Origin of the sequence: Streptomyces sp. H51, assembly GCF_035656535.1 — a bacterium.
Taxonomy (GTDB): Bacteria; Actinomycetota; Actinomycetes; order Streptomycetales; family Streptomycetaceae; genus Streptomyces.
On the sequence record NZ_JAYMHD010000087.1, the window covers coordinates 26,314 to 49,558 of the forward strand.

A 23,245-nucleotide genomic window follows, 5' to 3' on the forward strand; every position below is an offset into this window, starting at 1 on the left:
CGCCCGGCCCGGAAATTCGCTGGTCCGATCCTCAGCCTGTGGACAACTTGCACCGATCACTTACCCGAACCGGTCCCGAACCGGTCCCGAAAGAAACCGGACGGCACCGGAAGGGACCGGAGGACAGCGAACCCCGCGGTTCGGCCGGGCGCGGCCGAGCCGTACCGTTGGAGGCGTGTACCGGTTTCTGCTGACGCCCCGCTGGTGGGGGATCAACGTCTTCGTGCTGCTCGCCATCCCCTTCTGCGTCTTCATGGGTTCGTGGCAGCTGAGCCGGTTCGAGGACCGGGTACAGGACCACCGGGACGCGACCACGCAGGCCGCCCGGGCCGAGCGGGAGGCGCCCCGACCGCTGGCCGAGCTGCTGCCGGTGACCAAGGCGACCTCCGGCAAGCAGGCCACCGCGACCGGACGGTACGGCGAGCAGCTGCTCGTGCCGGGGCGCGAGCTGGACGGCAGGCAGGGCTTCTACGTGCTGACCATGCTGCGCACCGACGGCGGCAAGGCGCTGCCCGTGGTACGGGGCTGGCTGCCCGGCGCCGCGGACGCCGCCAGGGCGCCCCGCCCGCCGAAGGGCGAGGTCACCGTCACCGGCGCGCTGCAGGCGTCCGAGACGCCCGGCGACAACGGGGTCAGCGCGCAGGGCGGCCTGCCGGCCGGGCAGACCGCGGCGATCAGCTCGGCGTCGCTGGTGAACCTGGTGCCGTACGGCGTGTACGACGCCTGGGTCACCCTGCGCACGGCGGACTCCGGGATGAAGGCCGTGCCGGCGACGGCGCCGTCCGGCACGGGGCTGGACCTGAAGGCGTTCCAGAACCTCGGCTACACCGGCGAGTGGTTCGTCTTCGCCGGGTTCGTGGTGTTCATGTGGTTCCGGCTGCTGCGGCGCGAGCTGGACTTCGCGCGGGACGCGGCGATGGGGCTGGCCCCGGAGGACGAGGAAGCGGGCGTGACGGTGTGACCGTCGCCCGCTTCCCGCACCGGCATCGAGAACGGTCCCCGCACCGCGGGGTCCCGCGTCACGAACCTGCCAGCAGCCCCGTGTAGTACACCGTCCCCGCGCAGGCGCCGGACACCGTCGCCGACACCGAGGGCGCTCCGGCCTGCGCCGTGTGGGTCACCACGACGCTGCCGTCCGTCGGGCCGTCCGCGGTGAGGAGCTGGGTCGACACGCCGCTGTCCGTGCCGCCGGTCGTGGCGCCGGAGGTGCTGCCGACGTCCTGGCTGGGGCTCGGCTCGGGCGAGGGGGCGCCGGTGGAGCCGCCGGTGGAGCCGCCGGAGGGGCAGGTCTCCGAGGGCACCCAGGCGAACTTCACCGCGTAGGCGGCGCCGGGCTGGAGCACCAGCGTGGCGGCCTCGGTGGACGGGTCGGGCAGGCCCGTCGCCGCGTCCCCGGCCACGTGCCGGGCGGTGCCGATCCGGGTGGGGTCCGCGGCGCCCAGCGCGCTCTCGCCGACCGATCCGGGGCCGTCGACGGTGCAGGCGGCGGCGGAGACGTTGACCACGCGGAAGCCGCCGTAGACCGTGCCCGTGGAGTCGGGGGCGGTGGCCGCGTCGGTGGTGGCGCCGAGCTGGGCGGACGTGCACACCGGGGCGTCCACCGGGCCGGTGGCCGCCGGGTCGGCGCCGGCGCTGCTGCTGCCGCCGCTGCCGGTGCCCTGGGTCTTGCCGTCGCCCCCGCCGCCGACCTTGTCCTTGTCCGGGGTCTTGCCGGAGTCGTCGCCGGCCGAGCTGTGCCCGTCGTCGGGGTTCTTGCCCTGTCCGGCGCCGCCCTGCGCCTGCGAGGCCTGGCCCGCGACGGACGGGTTGACGTCGGACCCGGTGGAGTTGGAGACGTGCACCAGGGCCGGCACCGCCGTGCCGATGAACAGGGCCGCGGCGGCCATGCCGACGGCGGCCTGCCGCTTGCGTGCCCGGCGTGCGGGCACCGCCCGCCGCAGGTGCTCCAGCGTGCCGTCGCGGGGCTCCACCGCCTGCACAGCCTGGTGCAGCATGCTGCGCAGATCGAGCTCGTCCGAGTCGAGCCCGTCCAGGCTCTGTTCGTCGGGGCCGTCGTTCACAGTTCCGTTCCCAGCGTGCGATTGCGTGTCGTTGTGAGGGTGCTTCCCCGTCGGCTCGTGCCATGCGTAGGGCTCGTGGCGCTCGTGGGAGCCGCCTCCCTGGCCGTCGCGGTTCATGCCGGCGCCTCCATCGCGAGACGGAGGGCGGCGATGCCGCGTGAGCCGTACGCCTTGACCGAGCCGAGCGATATCCCGAGCGTCTCGGCGACCTGCGCCTCGGTCATGTCCGCGAAGTAGCGCAGCACCAGGACCTCGCGCTGACGGCGCTGCAGGCCCTTCATCGCCTTGATCAGGGAGTCGCGCTCCAGCTGGTCGTACGCGCCCTCCTCGGCGCTCGCCATGTCCGGCATCGGCTTCGACAGCAGCTTGAGGCCGAGGATGCGGCGGCGCAGGGCCGAGCGGGACAGGTTGACGACCGTCTGCCGCAGGTAGGCGAGCGTCTTCTCCGGGTCGCGGACGCGCTTGCGCGCCGAGTGCACCCGGATGAAGGCCTCCTGCACGACGTCCTCGCAGGAGGCGGTGTCGTCGAGCAGGAGCGCCGCGAGACCGAGCAGCGAGCGGTAGTGCGCCCGGTAGGTCTCGGTGAGGTGGTCGACGGTGGTACCTGCCGCCACGGTGTCGTCGGCGCCGTCACGCTGACTCGGGATGCGGGCGGGCCGCGCTGCGGGCATGCGGGCGATCACCGGCATGCCGCCGGGCGCACCGGCCGGCCGGGGCCGCAGGGGGCGCCGCGGCGGCCGTAGGGCCGCGGTGTGCGTCGCCGCGGGGATGTCGAGTACCTCTGCCACGTCTGTTGGACACGTTCACCCCCGTGAGGGTTGTACGTGCCGAGCGTCACTTTCGCTTCGGGCGGCTCCATCGGCCGCCCGTTTTCAGGCAGCACGGCTGACCGTGCGTCAAACGCCCTCATGCCTACCCGCTCTTCCCCTATAGCCTGAATGGCCCAGGCGTCCCCACGCCCGGCCACGCATCCCGCACCCCCGAAGGGCGTTCGCAAAGACGCTCCCCGCCCTTCGCGCGGTTGCGAAGGGCGGGGAGGGAAATCTTCGGACGCCGGGGGCTCCCACTTCAAGTGGTCCGGACCACTGCCCGGCTCACATCGAACTCACAGATCCTACAAACCGATTCCGGAATGGCCAGGACTTTTCCCGTCCGCACCCGCGCGGACCGCGGTTGTGCCGCCCAGCGGACGTCACGTCAGCTCGGCCGCCACCAGTTCCGCGATCTGCGCGGTGTTCAGCGCCGACCCCTTGCGGAGATTGTCGCCGCAAACGAAGAGTTCGAGCGCGGTGGGGTCGTCGAGGGCCCGGCGGACCCGGCCCACCCAGGTCGGGTCGGTGCCCACGACGTCGGCCGGCGTGGGGAACTCCCCGGCGGCCGGATCGTCGCAGAGGACGACCCCGGGTGCGGTGGCGAGGATCTCCCGCGCCTTGTCGACGGTGACCTCGGCCTCGAAACGGGCGTGCACCGTCAGCGAGTGCGTGGTGATCACCGGCACCCGCACACAGGTCACCGCGACCGGCAGGGCGGGCAGACCGAGGATCTTGCGGGTCTCGTCCCGCACCTTCATCTCCTCCGACGACCAGCCGTCCGCGCGCACCGAACCGGCCCACGGCACGACGTTCAGCGCGACCGGCTCCGGGAAGGGCCCGGTGTCGTCGCCGACGGCCCGCCGCACGTCCCCGGGGCTGGTGCCCAGTTCCGTGCCGGCGACCAGCGCGAGCTGCCGGCGCAGTGTCTCCACCCCGGCCCGCCCGGCCCCGCTGACCGCCTGGTACGAGGAGACGACCAGCTCGCGCAGCCCGAACTCGGCGTGCAGCGCGCCCAGGGCGACGATCATCGACAGGGTCGTGCAGTTGGGGTTGGCGATGATCCCGCGCGGGCGCCTGCGCACCGCGTGCGGATTGACCTCGGGCACGACCAGCGGCACGTCGGCGTCCATCCGGAAGGCGCCGGAGTTGTCGACCACCACCGCGCCCCGGGCGGCGGCGAGCGGCGCCCACCGCGCGGCGACCTCGTCCGGCACGTCGAACATGGCGACGTCGACGCCGTCGAAGACGTCCTCGGTGAGCGCGGCCACCTCGACCTGCTCGCCGCGCACGGCCAGCTTGCGGCCGGCCGAGCGGGGCGAGGCGACCAGACGGATCTCGCCCCAGATGTCCGCATGCTGGGACAGGATCTCGAGCATGACCGTGCCGACGGCCCCGGTCGCTCCCACGACCGCGAGCGTCGGCTTACCGGTCGGCGCCATCAGCGGCCCGTGCCTCCGTAGACGACGGCCTCGTCGCTGTCGGAGTCGAGCCCGAAGGCGGTGTGCACGGCGCGGACGGCGTCGGGCACGTCGTCCTTGCGGGTCACCACCGAGATACGGATCTCGGATGTCGAGATCAGCTCGATGTTCACGCCCGCGTCGGACAGCGCCTCGAAGAAGGAGGCGGTGACGCCCGGGTTGGTCTTCATGCCCGCGCCGACCAGGGAGATCTTGCCGATCTGGTCGTCATAGCGCAGCGAGTCGAAGCCGATCGCGGTCTTCGCCTTCTTCAGCGCGTCGATGGCCTTGCGGCCCTCGGTCTTGGGCAGCGTGAAGGAGATGTCCGTCAGGCCGGTGGAGGCGGCGGACACGTTCTGCACGACCATGTCGATGTTGATCTCGGCGTCGGCGATCGCGCGGAAGATCGAGGCGGCCTCGCCCGGCTTGTCCGGCACACCGACGACCGTGATCTTGGCCTCGGAGGTGTCGTGCGCGACACCGGAGATGATGGCCTGCTCCACCTTCTTGTCCCCTTGCTCGATCGGCTCGCTGCTGACCCACGTGCCCTGGAGCCCGCTGAAGGAGGAGCGGACGTGGATCGGGATGTTGTAGCGGCGGGCGTACTCCACACAGCGGTGGAGCAGCACCTTGGATCCGGAGGCCGCGAGCTCCAGCATGTCCTCGAAGGAGATCCAGTCGATCTTCTTCGCCTTCTTCACCACGCGCGGGTCGGCGGTGAACACGCCGTCGACGTCGGTGTAGATCTCGCACACCTCGGCGTCGAGGGCGGCCGCGAGCGCGACGGCGGTGGTGTCGGAACCGCCACGGCCGAGCGTGGTGATGTCCTTCTTGTCCGCGCTCACGCCCTGGAAGCCGGCGACGATGGCGATGTTGCCCTCGTCGAGGGCCGTGCGGATGCGGCCGGGCGTGACGTCGATGATCCGGGCTTTGTTGTGGACCGAGTCGGTGATGACGCCCGCCTGGCTGCCGGTGAACGACTGGGCCTCGTGACCCAGGTTTTTGATCGCCATGGCCAGCAGTGCCATGGAGATACGCTCTCCCGCGGTCAGCAGCATGTCGAACTCGCGCCCGGCAGGCATCGGCGACACCTGCTCGGCGAGATCGATCAGCTCGTCCGTCGTGTCGCCCATCGCGGAAACGACCACGACCACCTGGTGGCCGTTCTTCTTCGCTTCCACGATCCGCTTGGCGACGCGCTTGATGCCCTCGGCATCGGCTACGGAGGAGCCTCCGTACTTCTGCACGACAAGGCCCACGTGCGCTCCTCGCTAGGTCTTCCTCTGTCGGCTCAGTCTAACGAGCGTCCGAAATTCCCTGCCTCGATATCGCATCGTGAGACATCCGGTCGCCCGTCCCGGACGGGCACATGCCCAGGAGGGAGGGGAGCCACGCGAAGAAGTGGGACGTGTCACAAGACGCGCGGCAGAACGTGTCCCGGGGCGTGTCGCCGGCCGGGTCCCGGGGCATATCGCCGGCCGGGTCCCGGGGCGTGTCGCCGGCCGGGTCCCGGGGCATATCGCCGGCCGGGTCCCGGGGCGTGTCACAGGACGTGGGGCGTGTCTCAGGGGGTGCCGGGCGGGGGGCTGCCTACTTCAGCGGGCGCACGCCCAAGGGGCCGCCGATCTCCTCCGCCATCACCCGGCCGGCCTCGAACTCCAGCGTCTCGTCGCCCATGCCCTGGTCGGTGTCCAGGCCGTCCAGCTCCGCCAGGGGCTGGTCCAGGCGGACGTGGGCGAGGACGGAGTGCAGGGCGCGCAGGGTCCCGGACGCCGTGGCGCCCCAGTTGGAGAAGTAGGAGAACTGCCACCACCACAGGGCCTCGGTGACGCGGCCCGCGCGGTAGTGGGCCATGCCGTGGCGCAGGTCGGTGATGACGTCGGCCAGGTCGTCGGAGATGCGGGCCGGCACCGGCGCCTTGCGGGGCTCGTAGGGGTCGAAGACCTCCGAGTAGACGTCGACCGGGTCCAGCAGCCGGGCGAGGTTCTCGCGGAGTTCGTCCACGTCCGGCTCCGGGCCGAGGTCGGGCTCGTAGCGCTCCTCCGGCACGATGTCCTCGTGCGCGCCGAGCCGGCCGCCGGCCAGCAGCAGCTGGGAGACCTCCAGCAGGAGGAAGGGGACAGCCGAGCCCGGCTCGTCGCCCTTCGCGATCTCCGTGACGGCCACCAGGAAGCTCTCGACCTGGTCGGCGATCTGGACCGCGAAGTCGTCCGGGTCGTGCGCCGTGGAGTGCAGCGTCGCGCCGGACAGCGCGGGGTCGGACAACGTGGCCTCGGGCAGCGTGGCGTCGGACAGCGTGGCGTCGGTCATCTCAGACATCTAGGAGTCGTCTCCCCTCGAAGGCGCGTCCGAGGGTCACCTCGTCCGCGTATTCCAGGTCGCCACCCACCGGGAGGCCGCTGGCCAGGCGGGTGACCTTCAGGCCCATGGGCTTGATCATGCGGGCGAGGTAGGTGGCGGTCGCCTCGCCCTCCAGGTTGGGGTCGGTGGCCAGGATCAGCTCGGTGACCGCCCCGTCGGCCAGCCGCGCGAGGAGTTCCCGGATCCGCAGGTCGTCCGGGCCCACTCCCTCGATGGGGCTGATCGCCCCGCCGAGGACGTGGTACCGGCCGCGGAACTCGCGGGTGCGCTCGATCGCCACGACGTCCTTGGGCTCCTCGACCACGCAGATCACCGACGGGTCGCGGCGGGCGTCACGGCAGATGTTGCACAGCTCCTCCTGCGCGACGTTGCCGCAGGCCGCGCAGAAGCGGACCTTCGCCTTGACCTCCAGGAGCGCCTGCGCCAGCCGCCGTACGTCCGTCGGCTCCGCCTGCAGGATGTGGAAGGCGATCCGCTGGGCGCTCTTGGGACCCACGCCGGGCAGCCGCCCCAGCTCGTCGATGAGGTCCTGGACCACGCCTTCGTACAACGGACTGCCGTCCTTCCTGTGGTGCCTTACGGTACGTACGGTAGTTGGCCGCGGCCCCGGTTAGAAGGGCAGGCCGGGGATACCGCTGCCGCCGCCCAGGCCCTGGGCGAGCGGGCCGAGCTTCTGCTGCTGCAGCGTCTGCGCGTTCTCGTTGGCCGCGTGGACCGCCGCGACGATCAGGTCGGCGAGGGTCTCGGTGTCCTCCGGGTCCACCGCCTTCGGGTCGATCTTCAGGGCGCGGAGTTCTCCGGCGCCGGTGACCGTGGCCTTCACCAGACCGCCGCCGGCCTGGCCGTCGACCTCGGTCCGCGCCAGTTCCTCCTGCGCGTTCTGCAGGTCCTGCTGCATCTTCTGGGCCTGCTGCAGCAGTTGCTGCATGTTCGGCTGGCCACCACCGGGGATCACGATCAGCTCCTTGTCCGCACAGGGTCTTGCCGTCCGCCCCGAGCCTACGCGGTCCGCGGACGCACCGCCCCGGCACTCTTTCGGGTGAGTGGATTCCGAGTCCTATACCTGATCAAGACCCCCTTCCGGGCGGAAAGGAGGAGAAAGACGCCTCTTCGCCACCCATTGAGCGGTAGGAAGGGTCCGGCGCGTCGGCAACACGCGTCACGGTGTCAACGTGTCAACGGTGTCAGGCGACGTTCGCTCGGGACCGGCGGGTCCGGGACCGGCAGGGTCCGCGACCGGCGGGTTCGGATCAGTAGGGAGTGCCGGGTGGGTCAGCCGGAGATGCAGCCCGAGGGTCCGTCTCAGGACGAGCGGGGCGAAGGGCCTGCCGGGCTGCGGCCGGGCGACCAGACCGGGCGGCCCTTTCCCGTCGGGGACTGGGGGGAGCCGGCGGAGCGGCTGCACGAGCTGTACCGCTGGGCGGAGCGCGGCGCGCTGGAGACGGCGGCCTGGTACCTCGCCGACCGGGTCGGCAAGCGGCGGGCGGCGCGGGCGCTGCGGGCGGGCGCCGCGGCGGGTGCGGTCACCGGGGCCGCGCTGCCGCTGCTGGACCTGACCGGATGGGCCGACGGGGCGGCCGTGTGGGGGTATCCGGCGCTGCTGCTGGCGGTGGCGTGCGTGGCCCTGGACCGGGTCTTCGGCTTCACCTCGGGCTGGATGCGGGACGTCGCGACCGCGCAGGCCGTGCAGCGGCGGCTGCAGGTGCTCCAGTTCGACTGGGCATCGGAGAACGTGCGGGAGGTGCTCGGTCCGGCGGAGGGCACGGCGAGCGAGGCCGCCGAGCGGTGCCTTGGGGTGCTGCGCCGGTTCTCGGAGGACGTGGCGGAGCTGGTGCGCACGGAGACGGCGGGCTGGATGGTGGAGTTCCGCACGGGCCCGACGCCCATGAGCATCCAGTCGGCGGCCACGCCCGGCGCGCGGCCGGAGCCGGTGAACGGCCACGCGCGTTTCCCGCTGCCGCCCGGAGCGGCGAGCGCCCGCCCCAACATGCCCCGCCAACGCCCGCCCGAGCCCCGCTGACCCGGAGCCGGGCGGCCGGCCGCGGGTCGGCCGGGCACCGCGGAGACGCCGGTCACCGCGGAGACGCCAGCCACCGCAGAGACCCCGAGCACCACAGAGACCCCGGCACCGCGGAGACGCCAGGCACCGCAGAGACGCCAGCCACCGCAGAGACCCCGGACACCGCGGAGACGCCAGCCACCGCAGAGACCCCGGACACCGCGGAGGCGCCGGTCACCGCGGAGACCCCCGGCACCGCGGAGACGCCGGTCACTGCTTGGTGTACGTCAGCGACTCGCCGTTGCTCGTGTTCACGCGGTCCAGCGTGCCGTCCGGCCGCAGCGTGATCTCGGTGGCGCCGCCGGGTGAGCAGGAGCCGGAGTCGCCGCCGGAGGTCACGGTGGACGGGCCGATCTCCAGCGGTCCCCCGTCGGCCGGCTTCTCGCTGAGCGCGGCCTGGAACACGCAGTGGTAGTCGCCGCTGCTGGTGGGCCCGTCGGCGGTCAGGGACAGCACCGTGTCGCCGACCTCGCCCTGCTGGATGGTCAGGCGCCGGGTGTGCTCTCCGTCGGCGTTGGTGATCGTGGCGGTCCAGGTGCCCAGGTAGCCGGCCGGGATCGTGCCGTCCGGCGAGGCGGAGTCGGAGGGGGACGGCGACGCGGTCGTCGGCGTCGGCGTGGGCGTGATCGGGCCGGGAGTGGGGGGCGCACTGCTGGTGGGCGGCGGTGAGTGCTTGTCGTCGGCCTGGTCGTCGCCGCCGTTCAGGAGGGCGTAGACCGTGCCGCCGGCGCCGAGCGCGACCACCAGGGCGATCACGATCAGGGCCGCGGTGGAGCGGCCGTTCCGGCGCGGGGGTTCCGGCGGGGCGCCCGCGCCGGAACCCGACGACGGACCGTACGGCGGGTTGGGCCCGTACGGCGGAGTGGGCCCGTACGGCGGGGTGGAGCCGAGCCCGCCGTAGGCGCCCGGGGGCTGCTGCGGGTAGCCGTAGGCACCGGGCTGCTGCTGCGGATAGCCGTAGGCACCGGGCTGCTGGGGGTGGCCGTAGCCGGGTGGCTGGGGGTGCTGCTGGGGCGCGCCGTAGGCGGGGTGTGCGGGCGCGGACGGGGTCGTCCGGCCGGCGGCCATGGTCGGGAGGTGGTTCAGCGGCGCGCCGTCGCCCGGCCGTCCCGGCGAGGGCGGGACCGCGAACGGCCCCGGCTGCGCCGCCGGCCCCGGCTGAGGCGCCGACTGCGACTGCGCCGCCGGCCCCGGCTGAGGCGCCGGCGCCGGACCGCCACCGGAGCCGACGGCGGCGTCCTGGCCGCCGTCGGGGCCGGCGGCGGCGTCCTGGCCGGTCGTGGCGGGAGCGGCGCCGGGGTCGGTGGTCCCGGGCTTGCGGAGCGAGATCTCCGCCGTCCGCTGCGGGTCCTCCGAGTCCAGCAACTGCACCGCGTGCCGCCCGAGTTGGGCAACCAGCGCGCCCGGCAGCCACGGCTCCCGCGACCGCCCGTCCGAGACGGTGTCGTCGGCCCCGGTGCGGCTGAGGATCCGGTCCAGCGTCGGACGGGCCGCGGGGTCCTTCCTCAGGCAGTCCCGCACCAGGTCGGCGATCCCCTCGGGCACGCCTTCCAGGTCCGGCTCCTCCTCGGCGATGCGGAACATCAGGGCGTGCACCCCGCTGTTGGCGCCGCCGAAGGGGAGGCGGCCGGTGGCGGCGTAGGCCAGCACGGAGCCGAGGCAGAAGACGTCGCAGGCCGGGGTGATCCGGTCGCCGCGCACCTGCTCGGGCGCCATGAAGCCGGGCGAGCCGACGAGCGCCCCGGTGCGGGTGAGCCCGCCGTCGGTCACGGTCTCCATGGCCCGCGCGATGCCGAAGTCGATGACCCGGGGCCCGTCGATGGTCACCAGCACGTTGGACGGCTTCAGGTCGCGGTGCACGATCCCGGCGGCGTGGATGTCCTGGAGCGCGTGCGCGAGCCCGGCGGCGAGGATGCGCACCGACCGCTCGGGCAGCGCCCCGTGGTCGTGCCCGACGACCTGCTGGAGGCTCGGCCCGGCGACGTACCCGGTGGCGACCCACGGCACGGGCGCCTCGGTGTCGGCGTCCAGCACCGGCGCCGTCCAGTGGCCGCCGACCTGCCGCGCGGCCTGCACCTCCTGCCGGAACCGGGCCCGGAACTCCTCCTGCGCGGCCAGTTCCTCGCGCACCAGCTTCACGGCGACGGTGCGCCCGCGGTCCGACCGCGCCAGATACACGTACCCCATGCCGCCGGCGCCGAGCCGCGCCAGCAGCCGGTACGCGCCTATCCGCTGCGGATCCCCCGCCTGCAGCTTCTCCATCGCAGGCCCTCCCCCGTGCCGCCCTTGTGCAACGGCCCCCACGATAGTGCGGACGTCCCGGGCGGCGGGGCGGGGCCGCCTCTACGGTTCCGTAACAGGAGTGCCGAGCCGGTCGAGCACCTCGGACAGCCGTTCCAGCACCCGTACGGCGTCGGCGAGCCCGTCCTGTCCGAAGGCCTCCGCCAGCCGGTCGGCGAAGGCCGCGTGGCCGGGACCGATCCGCCCGACCGCGGCCCGCCCCGCCTCGGTGGGCGCGAGCAGCTTGGCGCGGCGGTGCGCGGGGTTCGGCCGGTACTCGGCGAGCCCCCGCTCGACGAGCAGGTCGGCGATGCGCTGGACGCTCTGCCGGGTGATGCCCATGGCGCGGGCGATCCCGGAGACGGGCAGCGGTTCGGCGAGGACCGCGCCGAGCACCTGCCACCAGGCGGCGGTGAGCCCGGCCGGCCGGGCCAGTTCCTCCGCGACGGCGAGGAACTGGCCATTGAGCCGGAACGCCCCGAGGGCGCCGCGGCTGAGCAGTTCCTGGCGCTCCCGGCTCACCGGGCACCGGCCCGCTGCAGCACGGCGTACGCCTCCGCGTCGGAGTCGTGGTACAGCCGGTACCAGGCGTCCAGGACCTCGCCCTCGTACACCCCGAGCAGCCGCAGGATCTCCCGGGCGAAGGCGACCGGCTCGGTCGGCCCGGCGGTGACCAGGCCGCCGTCGGTGACGGCGTCGGCGTCGGCGTACCGCCCGCCGCCGCGGTAGCCGGTGGCGGCGAGGTAGAAGGACACCGCGCTGGTGTGCCCGCGCTCGTCGAGCAGTCCCTCGCGGGCGAGCCCGGCGGTGGCACCGCAGATCGCGGCGACGGGCACCCCGGCGTCGAGGAACTCACGCGCCTTGCGCGCGAAGGGCGCGAGCCGGTCGCCCGCGTCCCACAGGTCGGCGCCCGGCAGGATCAGCAGCGAGCTGCCGGACGGCCGTACGTCGTCCAGGACCAGGTCGGGGCGGACGGCCAGCCCCCCGATGCTGCGCACGGTGTCCGCCGAGGCGCCGACCGTCCGCACCTCGTACCCGGCCCGGGCGAGAGAAGCGGTCGCGTACCCGGTCTCCCAGTCGGCGAGGGTGTCGTAGACGGCGAGGTGTACGGGGTGACGGTGCACGGGTCCTCCTCGGCACGGCGGCGCGATGACACGGACGGATACGACAGCATGCTGTCGCTTAGGCAGCATGCTGTCAAAAGGAGATCCGGGCACCGTCGACAGACTGTCGCGCCGTCCCGCCGACCCGGGGACAGAACGCCGATGTCGCCTCCCCCTCCCGGGCGCCTACGCTCCCCGGCATGACCCCTCAGCCAAACCCCGAGGCCGGCGCGGCCGTGAAGGCCGCGGACCGTGCGCACGTGTTCCACTCCTGGTCCGCGCAGGAACTCATCGACCCGCTCGCCGTCGCCGGCGCCGAGGGCTCGTACTTCTGGGACTACGACGGCAAGCGCTACCTGGACTTCACCAGCGGGCTCGTCTACACGAACATCGGCTACCAGCACCCGAAGGTCGTCGCCGCGATCCAGGAGCAGGCCGCGCGGATGACCACGTTCGCGCCCGCCTTCGCCGTGGAGTCCCGCTCCGAGGCCGCCCGGCTGATCGCCGAGCGGACGCCGGGGGACCTGGACAAGATCTTCTTCACCAACGGCGGCGCCGACGCCGTGGAACACGCGGTGCGCATGGCACGGCTGCACACCGGGCGGGCCAAGGTGCTGTCGGCGTACCGCTCGTACCACGGCGGCACCCAGCAGGCCGTCAACATCACCGGCGATCCCCGGCGCTGGGCCTCCGACAGCGCCACCGCCGGGGTCGTGCACTTCTGGGCGCCCTACCTGTACCGCTCCCGCTTCTACGCGGAGACCGAGGAGCAGGAGTGCGCGCGGGCGCTCGAGCACCTGGAGACGACCATCGCCTTCGAGGGGCCCGGCACCATCGCCGCGATCATCCTCGAGACCATCCCCGGCACGGCCGGGATCATGGTGCCGCCGCCCGGCTACCTGGCCGGGGTGCGGGAGCTGTGCGACAAGCACGGCATCGTGTTCATCCTGGACGAGGTCATGGCCGGCTTCGGGCGGACCGGTGAGTGGTTCGCGGCCGACCTCTTCGGTGTCGTCCCGGACCTGATGACCTTCGCCAAGGGCGTCAACAGCGGATACGTGCCGCTGGGCGGCGTCGCCATCTCCGGCGCGATCGCGGAGACCTTCGGCAAGCGGGCCTACCCGGGCGGCCTGACCTACTCCGGTCACCCGCTGGCCTGCGCGGCCGCCGTCGCGACGATCAACGCCATGGCGGAGGAGGGCGTCGTGGAGAACGCCCGCGACCTGGGCGCGTCCGTCGTCGGCCCCGCCCTGCGCGAGCTGGCCGCGCGGCACCCCAGCGTCGGCGAGGTCCGCGGCACCGGCATGTTCTGGGCGGTCGAGCTGGTGAAGAACCGGGAGACGCGCGAGCCGCTGGTGCCGTACAACGCGGCCGGCGAGGCGAACGCCCCGATGGCCGCCTTCGCCGCCGCCGCGAAGAAGCACGGCATCTGGCCCTTCGTGAACATGAACCGCACCCATGTCGTGCCGCCGCTGAACACGAGCGAGGCCGAGCTGAAGGATGGGCTGGCGGCACTGGACGCCGCGCTGTCCGTGGCGGACGAGTACACGGTCCAGTAGGCCCTGGTCCGGCTTTCCCGCCGCCGGCCGCCCACAGCCGGGCGTCCGCCGCAACCCGGGGAGTCCGAACGCGTAAGGTGGCGTGCTCGTAAAGGTATACGAGCACGTGCGCGAGCACGCCACCCGACCGCGACGAGGAGACGCCCGACCCATGCCCCCCAGCAGCGGCGGCGGCGCCGTCACCCGGAGCACCCTGCGGCAGCAGATAGCCGACGCGCTCCGCGACGAGGTGCTGGCGGGACGGCTCCAGCCGGGGCAGGAGTTCACGGTGAAGGAGATCGCCGAGCAGTACGGGGTCTCCGCGACTCCCGTCCGCGAGGCCCTGGTCGATCTCGCCGCGCAGGGACTCCTCGACGCCGACCAGCACCGCGGATTCCACGTCCACGAGTACTCCGTGGCGGACTACAGCGGCATCGTCGAAGCCCGCGGCCTGGTGACCGACGGCATGTTCGACGCCATCGAGCGCGGCCACGAACGGTTCCGGCGCACCGACGCCCCGCGTGTCGCGGCCGCCCTGGCGGGCGTGCGGCGCCGCGCCGAGGAGGCCCGGCGGGCCGCGCTCGCCGGCGACCTGACCGTACTGATCGGCTACGACCTGCGCTTCTGGCGCGAACTGGGCGCCCTCTTCGGCAACCCCTACCTCTCCGACTTCCTGCACCGGCTGCGCGTGCAGTCCTGGGTGTGCGCGGTGCAGCACCTGCGCAAGCTGGCCGACCTGCGCGGCGTGCTGTGGTGCCGCCACACCGATCTGGTCGACGCCCTGGCGCAGCGCGACACCGCGGCCGCCCGCGCGATCGTCCAGGCGTGCGACGCCCACGCGCTGACCCTGATCGAGCGGCTGGCCGCCCGGTGAGCGGGCCGGCCGAGGTCGTCGACCTCTCCGTGGTCATCCCCGCCTACAACGAGGAGCGGCGGCTCGGACCGACGCTCGACGCCGTCACCCGCTACCTGGGCGAGAACGAGGGCCGCTGGGGCACCTGGGAGGTCGTCGTCGCCGACGACGGCTCCAGCGACGGGACCGGGGACCTGGTCACCGAGCGCGAGGACCCCCGCGTCCGGCTGGTCGCCGACCCCCGCAACCGCGGCAAGGGCAGCGCCCTGCGCCTGGGCGTCGCCGCCTCCCGCGGGCGGCACGTGCTGGTCACGGACGCCGACCTGGCGGCGCCGATCGAGGAGCTGGAGAAGCTCGACAAGGCGCTGAGCGAGGGCAACGCGGCGGCGATCGGCTCCCGTTCGGTGCCCGGCGCGACCATCGAGGACCGCCAGCACCGGCTGCGCGAACTGCTCGGCCGCGCCGGCAACGTGCTGATACGCCGCACAGCCGTGCCCGGCATACGGGACACCCAGTGCGGCTTCAAGCTGTTCGAGGGCGACCGGGCCCGCGAGGCGTTCGCCGACTCCCGGCTCAACGGCTGGGGCATAGACGTCGAAGTGCTGCGCCACTTCCACCGCGCCGGCCGGCAGATCGCCGAGGTCCCCGTCCGCTGGTCCCACCAGCCCGGCTCGAAGGTGCGCTCCCTCGACTACCTCCGGGTCCTCGCCGAACTGACCCTGCTGCGCGCCCGCGCCGTGCGCCCGGCCGACCTGCTGGCCGCGGCCCTGTTCCTGCTGATGTCGGCGGCCCTGTACTCGGGCCGGCTGTCCGACCCGGGCCACCGCTACCTACCCGACTCCCTCCAGGACCAGAACCAGTGGGAGTGGTTCTTCGCGGTCACCGCCGACAACGTCGCCCATCTGCGCAACCCGCTCTTCACCGACCTCCAGGGCTTCCCCGACGGCGTGAACCTCATGGCCAACACGGTCATGCTGGGCCTGTCCGTGCCGTTCGCCCCGCTGACCCTGCTCGCGGGGCCGGCGATCTCGCTGAGCGTGGCCATGGCGCTGGGCCTGGCCGCCACGGCCGCCGCCTGGTACCGGCTGATCGTGAAACGGGTCGTACGGCGCCGCGCCGCGGCCTTCACCGGCGCGGCCCTCGCCGCGTTCGCGCCGCCCATGGTCAGCCACGCCAACGCGCACCCCAACTTCGTGATCCTGTTCATGATCCCGCTGATCGTCGACCGCGCCCTGCGCCTGTGCGCGGGCACCCGGATCGTGCGGGACGGGATCGTGCTCGGCCTGATGGCGGCCTATCAGGTCTTCCTCGGCGAGGAGCCGCTGCTGCTCGCCTCGATCGGCATGGTGCTGTTCGCGGGCGCCTACGGGGTCGTGCGGCGGGACGTCGCCAGGGCCGCCTGGCGGCCGCTGCTGAAGGGCCTGGCGATCGGCGCGGCGGTCTGCCTGCCGCTCGTCGCCCTCCCGCTGGCCTGGCAGTTCGCGGGCCCGCAGAGCTACCGGAGCGTGCTGCACGGCGACAACGCGGGCAACAGCCCCCTCGCCCTGCTGTCGTTCGCCGAGCGTTCCCTGATGTGGGGCGACGCGGCCCGCGCGAACGCCCTCTCGCTCAACCCGACCGAGCAGAACGCCTTCTACGGCTGGCCGCTGGTCGCCGTCGCCTTCGCGATCACCGTACGGCTGTGGGAGCGCGCGCTGGTCAAGGCGCTGGCGTTCACCGCGGTGGCCGCCGCGGTGCTCTCCCTGGGGCCGAAGTTCCGCATCCCGATGACGGACCAGGTCTTCCCCGGCCCCTGGGCCCTGCTCGCCCACAAGCCGCTCTTCGAGTCGGTCATCGAGGGCCGGGTCGCGATGATCTGCGCGCCGGTGCTCGGCATGCTGCTCGCGCTCGCGGTGGACAGGCTGGCGGCCACCCGCAGCACGGGCACCCAGTACATCGGCCTGCTCGGCGTCTGCCTCGCCCTGCTGCCGCTGATCCCGGCCCCGCTGAAGGCGGTCGACCGGGCCGAGACCCCGGCCTTCTTCACCGACGGGGCGTGGCAGCGTTACGTCGGCGAGGGCGAGTCACTCGTCACCGTGCCGCTTCCCGACCCCGGCAACGCGGAGGCGCTGCACTGGCAGACCGAGGCCGGCCTCGGCTTCCGGCTCCCCGGCGGCTACTTCAACGGCCCCTACGGCGACGACCGCATCGGCATCTACGGCGCCCCGCCGCGCTACACCTCCAACATGCTGCGCGAGGTCCGCTACACGGGCGTGGTCCCGGCCATCGGCGAGAACTGGCGGGCGCAGGCCCGCCGGGACTTCGCCTTCTGGAAGGCGGGCGTGCTGGTGGTCGCCCCGCAGCAGCACGACGACGCCCTGCGCAGGGCCGTCACCGAACTCGTGGGCCGGGAGGGGAAGTGGGTCGACGGCGTGTGGGTATGGGACCTGCACGAGACGTATCCGCGCGAGGCGAGCTGACGCGAACGAAGCGGCTCACCCCGGGCCGCACCGACTACCCTGCCATGACCACCCTGCTGCCGTCCGAGCTCGCTGTCCGAGCCTGCTGTCCGAGCTCGTTGTCCGAGCTTGTTGTCTGAGGAGCCCTCTTTGGCCTGTGACCTGTGGCTGGTACCGCTCGTCGACGTGTTGTGTCACACGCCCGACAACCCGTTCGCCGAGGAACTCGCGCAATACAACAAGGCGCTCGCCGAGGCCGGGCTGCCGCCGGTGCCGGTCTACCAGTACATGCCGGGGCTCTCCGGCGAGGTCGCCCCGGTGGCCGGCTTCGACTACGACGCGCTGCACTTCCTGCGCCGCGTCTACCTCCTCCAACTGTGCGGGCTCCCGCTGACGCCGGTCGACGCCCTGGGCGGCGACTACGAGCAGCTGCTGGAGATGTTCGAGGCGACGGCGCAGCAGTCGCACCTGGTCTGGCACTACGACCACGCGGGCGCGTACGTCCCCGTCGACTTCCCCGCCCCGCTGTCCAACGACGACCTGCTGGCGAACGGCGGCCCGCTGGGCTCCTCGCAGGCCCTGCTGCGGGAGCTGGAGTTCGTGGCCCCGTCGATCGGCATCGACCCGGCCAACCCGCCGGCCGCCCCGGCGCCCCCGGCGGCCCCCACCGAGCTGGAGGAGCCGGCCGTCCCCGCTCCGTACGACCCCAGCCCCTTCGCCCGCGAACGCCACGTCTGGCTGGGCCTGCACGCGGCGGCGACCCGGTCCCTGGCCCAGGGCTCGATGATCGTCTTCAGCTGAGCCGGCTGCCCGAGGTGGGGGAAGGGCACCCGCGCGGGCGGGTGCCCTTCCGGCTCACCGCCCGCGCGGCAACTTGATCGTGCGGACGAGCGGCATGTCCGCGTACAGACCGGGGTCCGCGGTCACGACGTGCCGTCCGTCCGGCCAGTCGACGGTCGGCCTGGACAGGTGGACCGCGTGGCCGAGCCGCCATTCGACCCCGTCACGCAGCAACGCGCCCACGGTGGAAGCACCCGCGAAGTCCAACTCGACGATCTCGACGGCGGGAAGGGCGCCGACGTGCTCGGCGAGCCCCTTGCGCATGCCGTCGGCAGCGGCCAGGCAGAGCGCGGGCACGTAGACGTGCCGGGTGGCTCCGTGCTCGGTGTTCGCGACGAACTGCGAGGCGAGCGGGTTCCCCGACCCCAGCGCCAGCAGGGCGGACTCGTCGAAGACGACGCCGGTCGACCCTGCCCTCATGCCGCTCACAGGCTGTCCACCGGCCGGCCGGCCTCAAGGTCCTGCCAGACCTTCTCCACCCTGTCGTGGTCCTCGTCCGTGAGCGTCACACCGAAGTGCGTCTCGCAGTACGCCTTCGTCTCCTCGTACCGCTTGCGCAGTTCCTCCTGCGTGGGAGTGGCGCCCGCCAGCTCGGCGATCAGGTCGCGCATGGTCATTCCCCGCTCGCGGGCAAGCACCATGAGGCGGTCACGGACAGCGGGATCGACCTTGACGGTGGTGTCAGCCATGACGCAAGTATACTGCCGGTATACCGTTTCGGGCCTCTCAAGTACCGCGGTCATCACGTTCCTCTCTGTCGGGTCAACCCGGCCACACGGGTGTGCGGCCGGGAGCTTGTGTGCCTACGCGGGCGTCGGCTGCCCCCGCAGCAGGGCGCGGGCCAGCGCGCCGCCGCGCCGCGCGGCCTCCCGGTAGGCGGAGGGGCCGGGCCTGCGGACCTCGACCGCCACCACCCCGACCGCCGTGACCGGCGCCGCCGTCGGCCCGGCCGGGCGCTTGCGGCGCAGCCGGTTCTCCACGATCGCGGCGGCCGAGTACACCCGGGACGGCAGACCGTCCACCAACGCGGCCCGCACCTGCGCGCTGCTCGCCCCCGCGTCCCACCACTCCTCCACCAGCGGCGCGAGCCGCAGCGCATCGGCCGCGCCGAGGGTGAGCCGGGGCTCGGCCCGCCCGAGCGAGCCGAGCAACTTCGCGGCGAGCGCCGTGCGTTCGCCGATCGCGGCTGCGGCGTCCGCAGCCTCCGCAGCGCCCGCCGGCGGCGGGGAGGGAGGTTCTTGCACCCCGGTCTTTTCTCCCGAAGGGAGCGGGCCCGAGGGCTCGCCGTCCGCCACGCCGGAGGCCAGGTTTTGGACTTCTTCCTCTTCACCCGCGGGTGGCTCGTCCTCGTACGGGGTGTCGAACACCTCGTAGACGGTGAAGAGTTGGCCGTTCTCCCGGCTCTTCCGCACCACCCGCCGCAGATACCGGGATTCCTCCAGCTCATGCAGCGCGGCGGCGATCCGGGCCCGGCCCTCCTTGCGCTGCCCGGCGAGCGTACGGATGGTGACCCGGGCCTCGTCGGGGAGGCTCAATAGGTACGTCAGTACGCCGACCGCGCACCAGGAGATACTGCGATCGCGCAGAAGAGCGTTGGAGAAGACGGAAAAGGCGCGCGTGGGCGTCGTACGATGAATGCGCATCGGGAGGTTTGGCTCCTGGTGTCGAGCCCCCGGGTGTTGGCGCACCGCGGGGGCGTTTCTTTGCTGCCGTGACTCTATGGGCACGCAGAGCGACGAGCGCAAGCCGGAACGGGCTTTTACCAGGCGGAACTTCCCGTCTTTCACTCCGGCGAGTGAAGCGCGGTCCGCAGGAGCAGGGTGTGGACGAGCCGGTCGCACCCGGTGGGGCGGTAGCGCCAACTCAGCGGCCACGTCTCCCCGTCGAGCGCGGGGACCGGGATGTACGAGACGTGGTGCGGACCCGCGGTCAGCCGCGTGACGCCGTCCGGCCAGGCGCGGTGGGAGGTACTGCCGACCGGCACGAGGAAGTAGACCGCCCGGCGCCCGTTCGCCTCCTCCACCACGGGACCGGGATCACCGCCGGTCACCAGCGCGAGCCGGTCCGCCAGGGCGCGGCCTTCGTCGCCGTCGACCCGTACCGCGTCGAACTGGACTCCGGCCTTGCGGAGTTGGATGCCCCTCGCCGGGATCCAGGCACTTTCTGTGTTCATGGGGAGAGTTTCGGCAGGTACGGCTAGTTTCTTCATGACTCTGCGTCGCTGGTCAACCACGGTCGGACACCGACGACAGCAAGTCATGACCGGTTGGGTTCGGTTGAGTCCGGGGGTGACCGCGATGGCGCGGGCCGAGAACAAGACGGAGGCGGGCGGCACAGCACATCTCGTCGCCGCCCTGGCGAAGGCGTTGCGGGAGCAACAGGACCTTTCGCAGGAGCAGTTGGGCCGATTGATCGGCTACACGGCGTCGGCGATCAGCGCGATGGAGACGTGCGCGCAGCCCGCGAGCGACCAGATGCTGGCGAAACTGGAGGAGGCGATCGGGGGCGGGCTGGGGGTGTTCCAGACGGCACGCAAGTGGATGCTGCTGGAGAAGTACCCGGCGCGCTTCCGTGGCTTCTCGGAGATGGAGGCGCAGGCGCTGACACTCTCCTCGTACGAGACGCTCGTCGTCGACGGCCTGTTCCAGACGGAGGACTACGCGAGGGCGTTGATCGGTGGCGGCTACCCGCCGGTGTCCGAGGCCAAGCGCGAGGAACTGGTCGAGGCGCGGCTGGCCCGCAGGGCGCTCTTCGACCGGGATCCGGTGCCGTTCATCGAGCTGATCCTCGAAGAGACGGTGCTGCGTCGGCCGTTCGGCAACTGGGATGTCCATCGAGGGCAGTTGCGGTCACTCGCCGAGGATGCCCGGCGCGACAACGTGTGCGTGCAGGTACTACCGCTGGATCGCGGCCTGCGGGGTACCTACGCAGGCGCTCGCGGCCCGATGAAGCTCGTGGAGACAGCAGACCACCAGCACGTCGTTTACCTGGAGATCGAGGACCAGGGCATTCTGGTCAGCGACCCCACGGAGGTCTCCCGGCTCGCCCACCGCTATGCGAGGATCCGCGCACAGGCGCTGAGTCCGGACGACTCACTGAGCCTCATCGAGCGGTTGGCGGGAGAGGAACGATGACCGGCACAGGAACGCTTCGGTGGTTCAAGTCCAGCTACAGCGACGACGGCGGCGGCAACTGTGTGGAGGTCGCCTACGACTGGCACAAGTCGTCGTACAGCGACAGCAGCGGCGGCAACTGTGTCGAGGTGGCCGTCTGCCCCCGTGCCGTCCACGTCCGGGATTCCAAGAACGCCGACGGCCCACACCTCACCGTCTCCGGTGAGGCCTGGGCCGCCTTCCTGCACCGTCCGCTCAGCCGGCGTCGACCTTGACGTAGTCGCCGGTGGACGTCTTCGCGCCGGTCGTGGCCGTGCCGGCGAACTGGTAGCGGAAGTAGCCGCTCTTGGTGGCCTTCACCGTGGTGGACAGGGCGCCGCCGGTGCCGGAGGTCACCGTCTTGACGGTCGTGTACGTGGTGCTGCCGGCCGGGCGGAACTGCAGTGCCACCGACTGGGCCGCGTAGCCCTCGTACCTGCCGGTGGCCCAACGGGCCCGGGTCAGCGCGCCCTTGACGGTGAGCGTCTTGCCCTTGACCACGGGCTCCGGGGAGGCGTCGGCGGTGAGCTTCGCGGCGCGCTTGATCTGGGCGGTGCCGACGTCGCCCCAGACCTCGTATCCGTAGCCGAAACCGACGTGGCCGTCGGAGTCGTCGTCGTCCTCTTCGAGGTGGCTGTAGAAGCCGCCCGCCTTCCAGGTGGTGGCGTCGGCGGCCGCGTAGAGGTCGGACCGCGGCTCGACGCCGATCGTCTCCGTGCACGCCTCGGTCACCGTGGTGTCCGTCGTGGACGTGGTGGTGCAGGTCGACGCGCCGTCGGGTTCGATGCTGTTCGCCGGGTCGCGGAGCGGGCCGCGGTAGAGCAGCACACCGACGAAGTTCGTCTTGTAGTCGATCACCAGGTCGGACGGCCGGGTCAGCGTGTACGTCACCGGAACCTTCACGGTGGCGCTCGTACCGACCACGATCGCCTTGCCCTTGTTCACCACGACGTCGGAGAAGACCAGGTCCGGGCCGGTGGTGGCGGCCGAGGCGAGCGGCGCGGTCAGGCCGGTCAGGCCGGTCAGAGCCAGGGCACCGGACAGGGCGGCGCCTATGGCGAGCTTTCGCATGTGTTCCCCCCACATTCGACAGCGAATCCCTGGGCGAGTGCGCTCCAGAACAAGGGCCCGCTGATGAGGTCTCAGAGTAGATGAACGTGCGAGGCCGATGTGTGTGCAGGTCACGGCCATGACGGAGGCCCCCCGTAAAAGAACGATCGTTCTTGACTGGTCGTTCTTGAATCACATACGGTCATGGACATGGGACGACCACGCGCCTTCGACACCGAGCAGGCCGTCAGTGCCGCGGCCGCCGTCTTCGCCACTCACGGCTACGAGGGCACCTCGGTGGACGACCTGGTCACTGCCACCGGCATCCACCGAGGCAGTCTCTACAAGGTGTTCGGCTCCAAACGGGGCCTGCACCTGACCGTCCTCCGCAACCACCTCGACCAGGAGATCCACCCGACCACCGCCGCCATCGCCGCCCTCACCGACCCCGCGCAGGCACTGGCGGCAGCCATCGCCTCGTACGACAGCGGCCCGGCCGCCGGACTTCTCCTCCTGGCCGCCGCCGAACGCGCCGCCCACGACCCGGAGGTCGCGGCGCTGGTCACCGAGGGCATCACCGCGCTGGAGGACGCCCTGCGCCCCTCCCACGGTGACGCCGCCTCCGAACTCGCCTCCACCGTCCTCGGTACCCGCCTGCGGCTGCGCGCCCAGCCGACCTCCCCCAAGGAGCACTGACATGGCCCTGATCTCCATCGACCGTGAACGCGGCCTGCTGACCGCCGAGTTCCAGGGCCTCGACAAGCTCTGGACTCTCAAGAGCCGCCTGGAAATACCCCTCGCCCATGTGCGTGGCGCGACCCACGACCCCGGCATCGCCCGGGAACCGAAGGGCATGCGCGTCGCCGGCACCTACTTCCCCGGCCTGATCACCGCCGGCCGCTTCCGCCACAACGGTGAACGCCTCTTCTGGGACGTGAAGAACCCGGACAAGGCGGTCGTCATCGAACTCGCCGACGGCGAAAGCTACGACCGCCTGGTGATCGAGGTCGACGATCCCCGCGCCACCGTGGCCCTCATCGAACAGTCCATCACCCGCGCCTGAGACCCGACTTCCGGCTCGGCCGCTACGGGCAGCCCCGCACGTGTTCGCCGACGACCACGTGCGGACGGTCCTCTCGACGCGGCGTGAGAGGGTCGATGCGTCTGCTTCCCATGCGGATTCCCACGCGGAGGGCGCTGTTGTTCGTTTTCGTCTGTGCGGGGGTGCGGTGCCGAGCTGAC

General features: G+C 72.3%; 25 protein-coding genes. 10 read left to right on the forward strand and 15 right to left on the reverse strand.

What is annotated here, in order from left to right:
• The first annotated feature begins 175 nt into the window (after positions 1–175).
• On the forward strand, positions 176–961 hold the full coding sequence (locus tag VKA29_RS33770) for an SURF1 family protein (protein WP_324789858.1): 786 nt from the start codon (positions 176–178) through the stop codon (positions 959–961).
• A gap of 58 nt (positions 962–1,019) precedes the next feature.
• Here VKA29_RS33770 and VKA29_RS33775 read toward each other — a convergent pair whose 3' ends face one another.
• The 7 genes from VKA29_RS33775 to VKA29_RS33805 form a co-directional block, all read right to left on the reverse strand.
• Positions 1,020–2,060, reverse strand: coding sequence for a hypothetical protein (locus VKA29_RS33775; RefSeq protein WP_324789859.1), 1,041 nt, complete (start codon positions 2,058–2,060; stop codon positions 1,020–1,022).
• Positions 2,061–2,173: 113 nt separating this feature from the next.
• Positions 2,174–2,749: a SigE family RNA polymerase sigma factor gene (locus VKA29_RS33780; protein ID WP_324790222.1), complete on the reverse strand. Its 576-nt coding sequence runs from the start codon at positions 2,747–2,749 to the stop codon at positions 2,174–2,176.
• A gap of 503 nt (positions 2,750–3,252) precedes the next feature.
• Positions 3,253–4,311, reverse strand: a complete 1,059-nt coding sequence (locus tag VKA29_RS33785) for an aspartate-semialdehyde dehydrogenase (RefSeq protein WP_324789860.1) — start codon at positions 4,309–4,311, stop codon at positions 3,253–3,255.
• Positions 4,311–5,588, reverse strand: a complete 1,278-nt coding sequence (locus VKA29_RS33790) for an aspartate kinase (RefSeq protein ID WP_324789861.1) — start codon at positions 5,586–5,588, stop codon at positions 4,311–4,313. The genes VKA29_RS33785 and VKA29_RS33790 overlap by 1 nt, the downstream gene beginning before the upstream one ends.
• Positions 5,589–5,919: 331 nt before the next feature.
• Positions 5,920–6,579, reverse strand: coding sequence for a DUF5063 domain-containing protein (locus VKA29_RS33795; protein WP_324790223.1), 660 nt, complete (start codon positions 6,577–6,579; stop codon positions 5,920–5,922).
• Between the two features lie 61 nt (positions 6,580–6,640).
• Positions 6,641–7,240, reverse strand: coding sequence for a recombination mediator RecR (gene recR / locus VKA29_RS33800; RefSeq protein WP_324789862.1), 600 nt, complete (start codon positions 7,238–7,240; stop codon positions 6,641–6,643).
• A gap of 60 nt (positions 7,241–7,300) precedes the next feature.
• A complete protein-coding gene (locus tag VKA29_RS33805; protein ID WP_324789863.1) occupies positions 7,301–7,645 on the reverse strand; it encodes a YbaB/EbfC family nucleoid-associated protein in 345 nt (114 codons plus the stop codon).
• 312 nt (positions 7,646–7,957) lie between these two features.
• Here VKA29_RS33805 and VKA29_RS33810 point away from each other — a divergent pair, with 312 nt between their 5' ends.
• The gene (locus VKA29_RS33810) at positions 7,958–8,710 is read left to right on the forward strand and encodes an SLATT domain-containing protein (protein ID WP_324789864.1); all 753 of its coding nucleotides are present in this window, start codon (positions 7,958–7,960) and stop codon (positions 8,708–8,710) included.
• Positions 8,711–8,959: 249 nt separating this feature from the next.
• Here VKA29_RS33810 and VKA29_RS33815 read toward each other — a convergent pair whose 3' ends face one another.
• The 3 genes from VKA29_RS33815 to VKA29_RS33825 all read right to left on the reverse strand — a co-directional run bounded on the left by VKA29_RS33815 (position 8,960) and on the right by VKA29_RS33825 (position 12,153).
• Positions 8,960–11,011, reverse strand: a complete 2,052-nt coding sequence (locus VKA29_RS33815; RefSeq protein WP_324789865.1) for a serine/threonine-protein kinase — start codon at positions 11,009–11,011, stop codon at positions 8,960–8,962.
• 81 nt (positions 11,012–11,092) lie between these two features.
• Complete coding sequence (locus VKA29_RS33820; RefSeq protein ID WP_324789866.1) at positions 11,093–11,551, reverse strand: helix-turn-helix domain-containing protein; 459 nt, start codon at positions 11,549–11,551, stop codon at positions 11,093–11,095.
• On the reverse strand, positions 11,548–12,153 hold the full coding sequence (locus VKA29_RS33825; protein ID WP_324789867.1) for a DJ-1/PfpI family protein: 606 nt from the start codon (positions 12,151–12,153) through the stop codon (positions 11,548–11,550). The genes VKA29_RS33820 and VKA29_RS33825 overlap by 4 nt, the downstream gene beginning before the upstream one ends.
• A gap of 179 nt (positions 12,154–12,332) precedes the next feature.
• On the opposite strand from VKA29_RS33825, the gene VKA29_RS33830 reads away from it, so the two are divergent.
• The 4 genes from VKA29_RS33830 to VKA29_RS33845 all read left to right on the forward strand — a co-directional run bounded on the left by VKA29_RS33830 (position 12,333) and on the right by VKA29_RS33845 (position 17,762).
• Positions 12,333–13,691, forward strand: coding sequence for an aspartate aminotransferase family protein (locus tag VKA29_RS33830; RefSeq protein WP_324789868.1), 1,359 nt, complete (start codon positions 12,333–12,335; stop codon positions 13,689–13,691).
• Positions 13,692–13,842: 151 nt separating this feature from the next.
• Positions 13,843–14,544: a GntR family transcriptional regulator gene (locus VKA29_RS33835; protein ID WP_324789869.1), complete on the forward strand. Its 702-nt coding sequence runs from the start codon at positions 13,843–13,845 to the stop codon at positions 14,542–14,544.
• On the forward strand, positions 14,541–16,982 hold the full coding sequence (locus VKA29_RS33840; RefSeq protein ID WP_324789870.1) for a dolichyl-phosphate beta-glucosyltransferase: 2,442 nt from the start codon (positions 14,541–14,543) through the stop codon (positions 16,980–16,982). Before VKA29_RS33835 ends, VKA29_RS33840 begins: the two co-directional genes overlap by 4 nt.
• 129 nt (positions 16,983–17,111) lie before the next feature.
• On the forward strand, positions 17,112–17,762 hold the full coding sequence (locus VKA29_RS33845) for a hypothetical protein (RefSeq protein ID WP_324789871.1): 651 nt from the start codon (positions 17,112–17,114) through the stop codon (positions 17,760–17,762).
• A gap of 54 nt (positions 17,763–17,816) precedes the next feature.
• On the opposite strand, the gene VKA29_RS33850 is transcribed toward VKA29_RS33845, so the two are convergent.
• The 4 genes from VKA29_RS33850 to VKA29_RS33865 form a co-directional block, all read right to left on the reverse strand.
• Positions 17,817–18,221 (reverse strand): hypothetical protein, encoded by a 405-nt coding sequence (locus VKA29_RS33850; RefSeq protein WP_324789872.1) that lies wholly within the window; start codon positions 18,219–18,221, stop codon positions 17,817–17,819.
• A 5-nt stretch (positions 18,222–18,226) separates the two neighbouring features.
• Positions 18,227–18,490, reverse strand: a complete 264-nt coding sequence (locus tag VKA29_RS33855; RefSeq protein ID WP_232108223.1) for a hypothetical protein — start codon at positions 18,488–18,490, stop codon at positions 18,227–18,229.
• Positions 18,491–18,604: 114 nt separating this feature from the next.
• Positions 18,605–19,444 (reverse strand): hypothetical protein, encoded by an 840-nt coding sequence (locus tag VKA29_RS33860; protein ID WP_324789873.1) that lies wholly within the window; start codon positions 19,442–19,444, stop codon positions 18,605–18,607.
• A gap of 140 nt (positions 19,445–19,584) precedes the next feature.
• Entirely contained in the window at positions 19,585–19,974 is a 390-nt protein-coding gene (locus tag VKA29_RS33865; protein ID WP_324789874.1) for a hypothetical protein, read from the reverse strand.
• 115 nt (positions 19,975–20,089) lie between these two features.
• Between VKA29_RS33865 and VKA29_RS33870 the strand changes: the two genes are divergently transcribed.
• Entirely contained in the window at positions 20,090–20,935 is an 846-nt protein-coding gene (locus VKA29_RS33870; protein ID WP_420718629.1) for a helix-turn-helix domain-containing protein, read from the forward strand.
• Positions 20,932–21,189 carry a DUF397 domain-containing protein gene (locus VKA29_RS33875; protein WP_324789875.1) on the forward strand — a complete coding sequence of 86 codons (258 nt, stop codon included), beginning with the start codon at positions 20,932–20,934 and terminating at the stop codon, positions 21,187–21,189. Before VKA29_RS33870 ends, VKA29_RS33875 begins: the two co-directional genes overlap by 4 nt.
• On the opposite strand, the gene VKA29_RS33880 is transcribed toward VKA29_RS33875, so the two are convergent.
• Positions 21,170–22,024: a hypothetical protein gene (locus VKA29_RS33880; protein WP_324789876.1), complete on the reverse strand. Its 855-nt coding sequence runs from the start codon at positions 22,022–22,024 to the stop codon at positions 21,170–21,172. The two genes, VKA29_RS33875 and VKA29_RS33880, sit on opposite strands and share 20 nt — an antisense overlap.
• A 189-nt stretch (positions 22,025–22,213) precedes the next feature.
• Here VKA29_RS33880 and VKA29_RS33885 point away from each other — a divergent pair, with 189 nt between their 5' ends.
• Both VKA29_RS33885 and VKA29_RS33890 read left to right on the forward strand, forming a co-directional pair.
• Positions 22,214–22,699 (forward strand): TetR/AcrR family transcriptional regulator, encoded by a 486-nt coding sequence (locus VKA29_RS33885; RefSeq protein WP_324789877.1) that lies wholly within the window; start codon positions 22,214–22,216, stop codon positions 22,697–22,699.
• Between the two features lies 1 nt (position 22,700).
• Positions 22,701–23,066 carry a hypothetical protein gene (locus tag VKA29_RS33890; RefSeq protein ID WP_324789878.1) on the forward strand — a complete coding sequence of 122 codons (366 nt, stop codon included), beginning with the start codon at positions 22,701–22,703 and terminating at the stop codon, positions 23,064–23,066.
• Positions 23,067–23,245 lie beyond the last annotated feature (179 nt).

Excerpts from the sequence above, each read along its gene's own strand:
- VKA29_RS33880 (WP_324789876.1), bottom strand. The coding sequence starts at position 22,024 with ATGCGAAAGCTCGCCATAGGCGCCGCCCTGTCCGGTGCCCTGGCTCTG.
- VKA29_RS33865 (WP_324789874.1), bottom strand. The coding sequence starts at position 19,974 with ATGAACACAGAAAGTGCCTGGATCCCGGCGAGGGGCATCCAACTCCGC.
- VKA29_RS33850 (WP_324789872.1), bottom strand. The coding sequence starts at position 18,221 with ATGAGGGCAGGGTCGACCGGCGTCGTCTTCGACGAGTCCGCCCTGCTG.
- VKA29_RS33815 (WP_324789865.1), bottom strand. The coding sequence starts at position 11,011 with ATGGAGAAGCTGCAGGCGGGGGATCCGCAGCGGATAGGCGCGTACCGG.
- VKA29_RS33785 (WP_324789860.1), bottom strand. The coding sequence starts at position 4,311 with ATGGCGCCGACCGGTAAGCCGACGCTCGCGGTCGTGGGAGCGACCGGG.
- VKA29_RS33860 (WP_324789873.1), bottom strand. The coding sequence starts at position 19,444 with ATGCGCATTCATCGTACGACGCCCACGCGCGCCTTTTCCGTCTTCTCC.
- VKA29_RS33830 (WP_324789868.1), top strand. The coding sequence starts at position 12,333 with ATGACCCCTCAGCCAAACCCCGAGGCCGGCGCGGCCGTGAAGGCCGCG.
- VKA29_RS33835 (WP_324789869.1), top strand. The coding sequence starts at position 13,843 with ATGCCCCCCAGCAGCGGCGGCGGCGCCGTCACCCGGAGCACCCTGCGG.
- VKA29_RS33780 (WP_324790222.1), bottom strand. The coding sequence starts at position 2,749 with ATGCCGGTGATCGCCCGCATGCCCGCAGCGCGGCCCGCCCGCATCCCG.
- VKA29_RS33875 (WP_324789875.1), top strand. The coding sequence starts at position 20,932 with ATGACCGGCACAGGAACGCTTCGGTGGTTCAAGTCCAGCTACAGCGAC.
- VKA29_RS33855 (WP_232108223.1), bottom strand. The coding sequence starts at position 18,490 with ATGGCTGACACCACCGTCAAGGTCGATCCCGCTGTCCGTGACCGCCTC.
- VKA29_RS33885 (WP_324789877.1), top strand. The coding sequence starts at position 22,214 with ATGGGACGACCACGCGCCTTCGACACCGAGCAGGCCGTCAGTGCCGCG.
- VKA29_RS33890 (WP_324789878.1), top strand. The coding sequence starts at position 22,701 with ATGGCCCTGATCTCCATCGACCGTGAACGCGGCCTGCTGACCGCCGAG.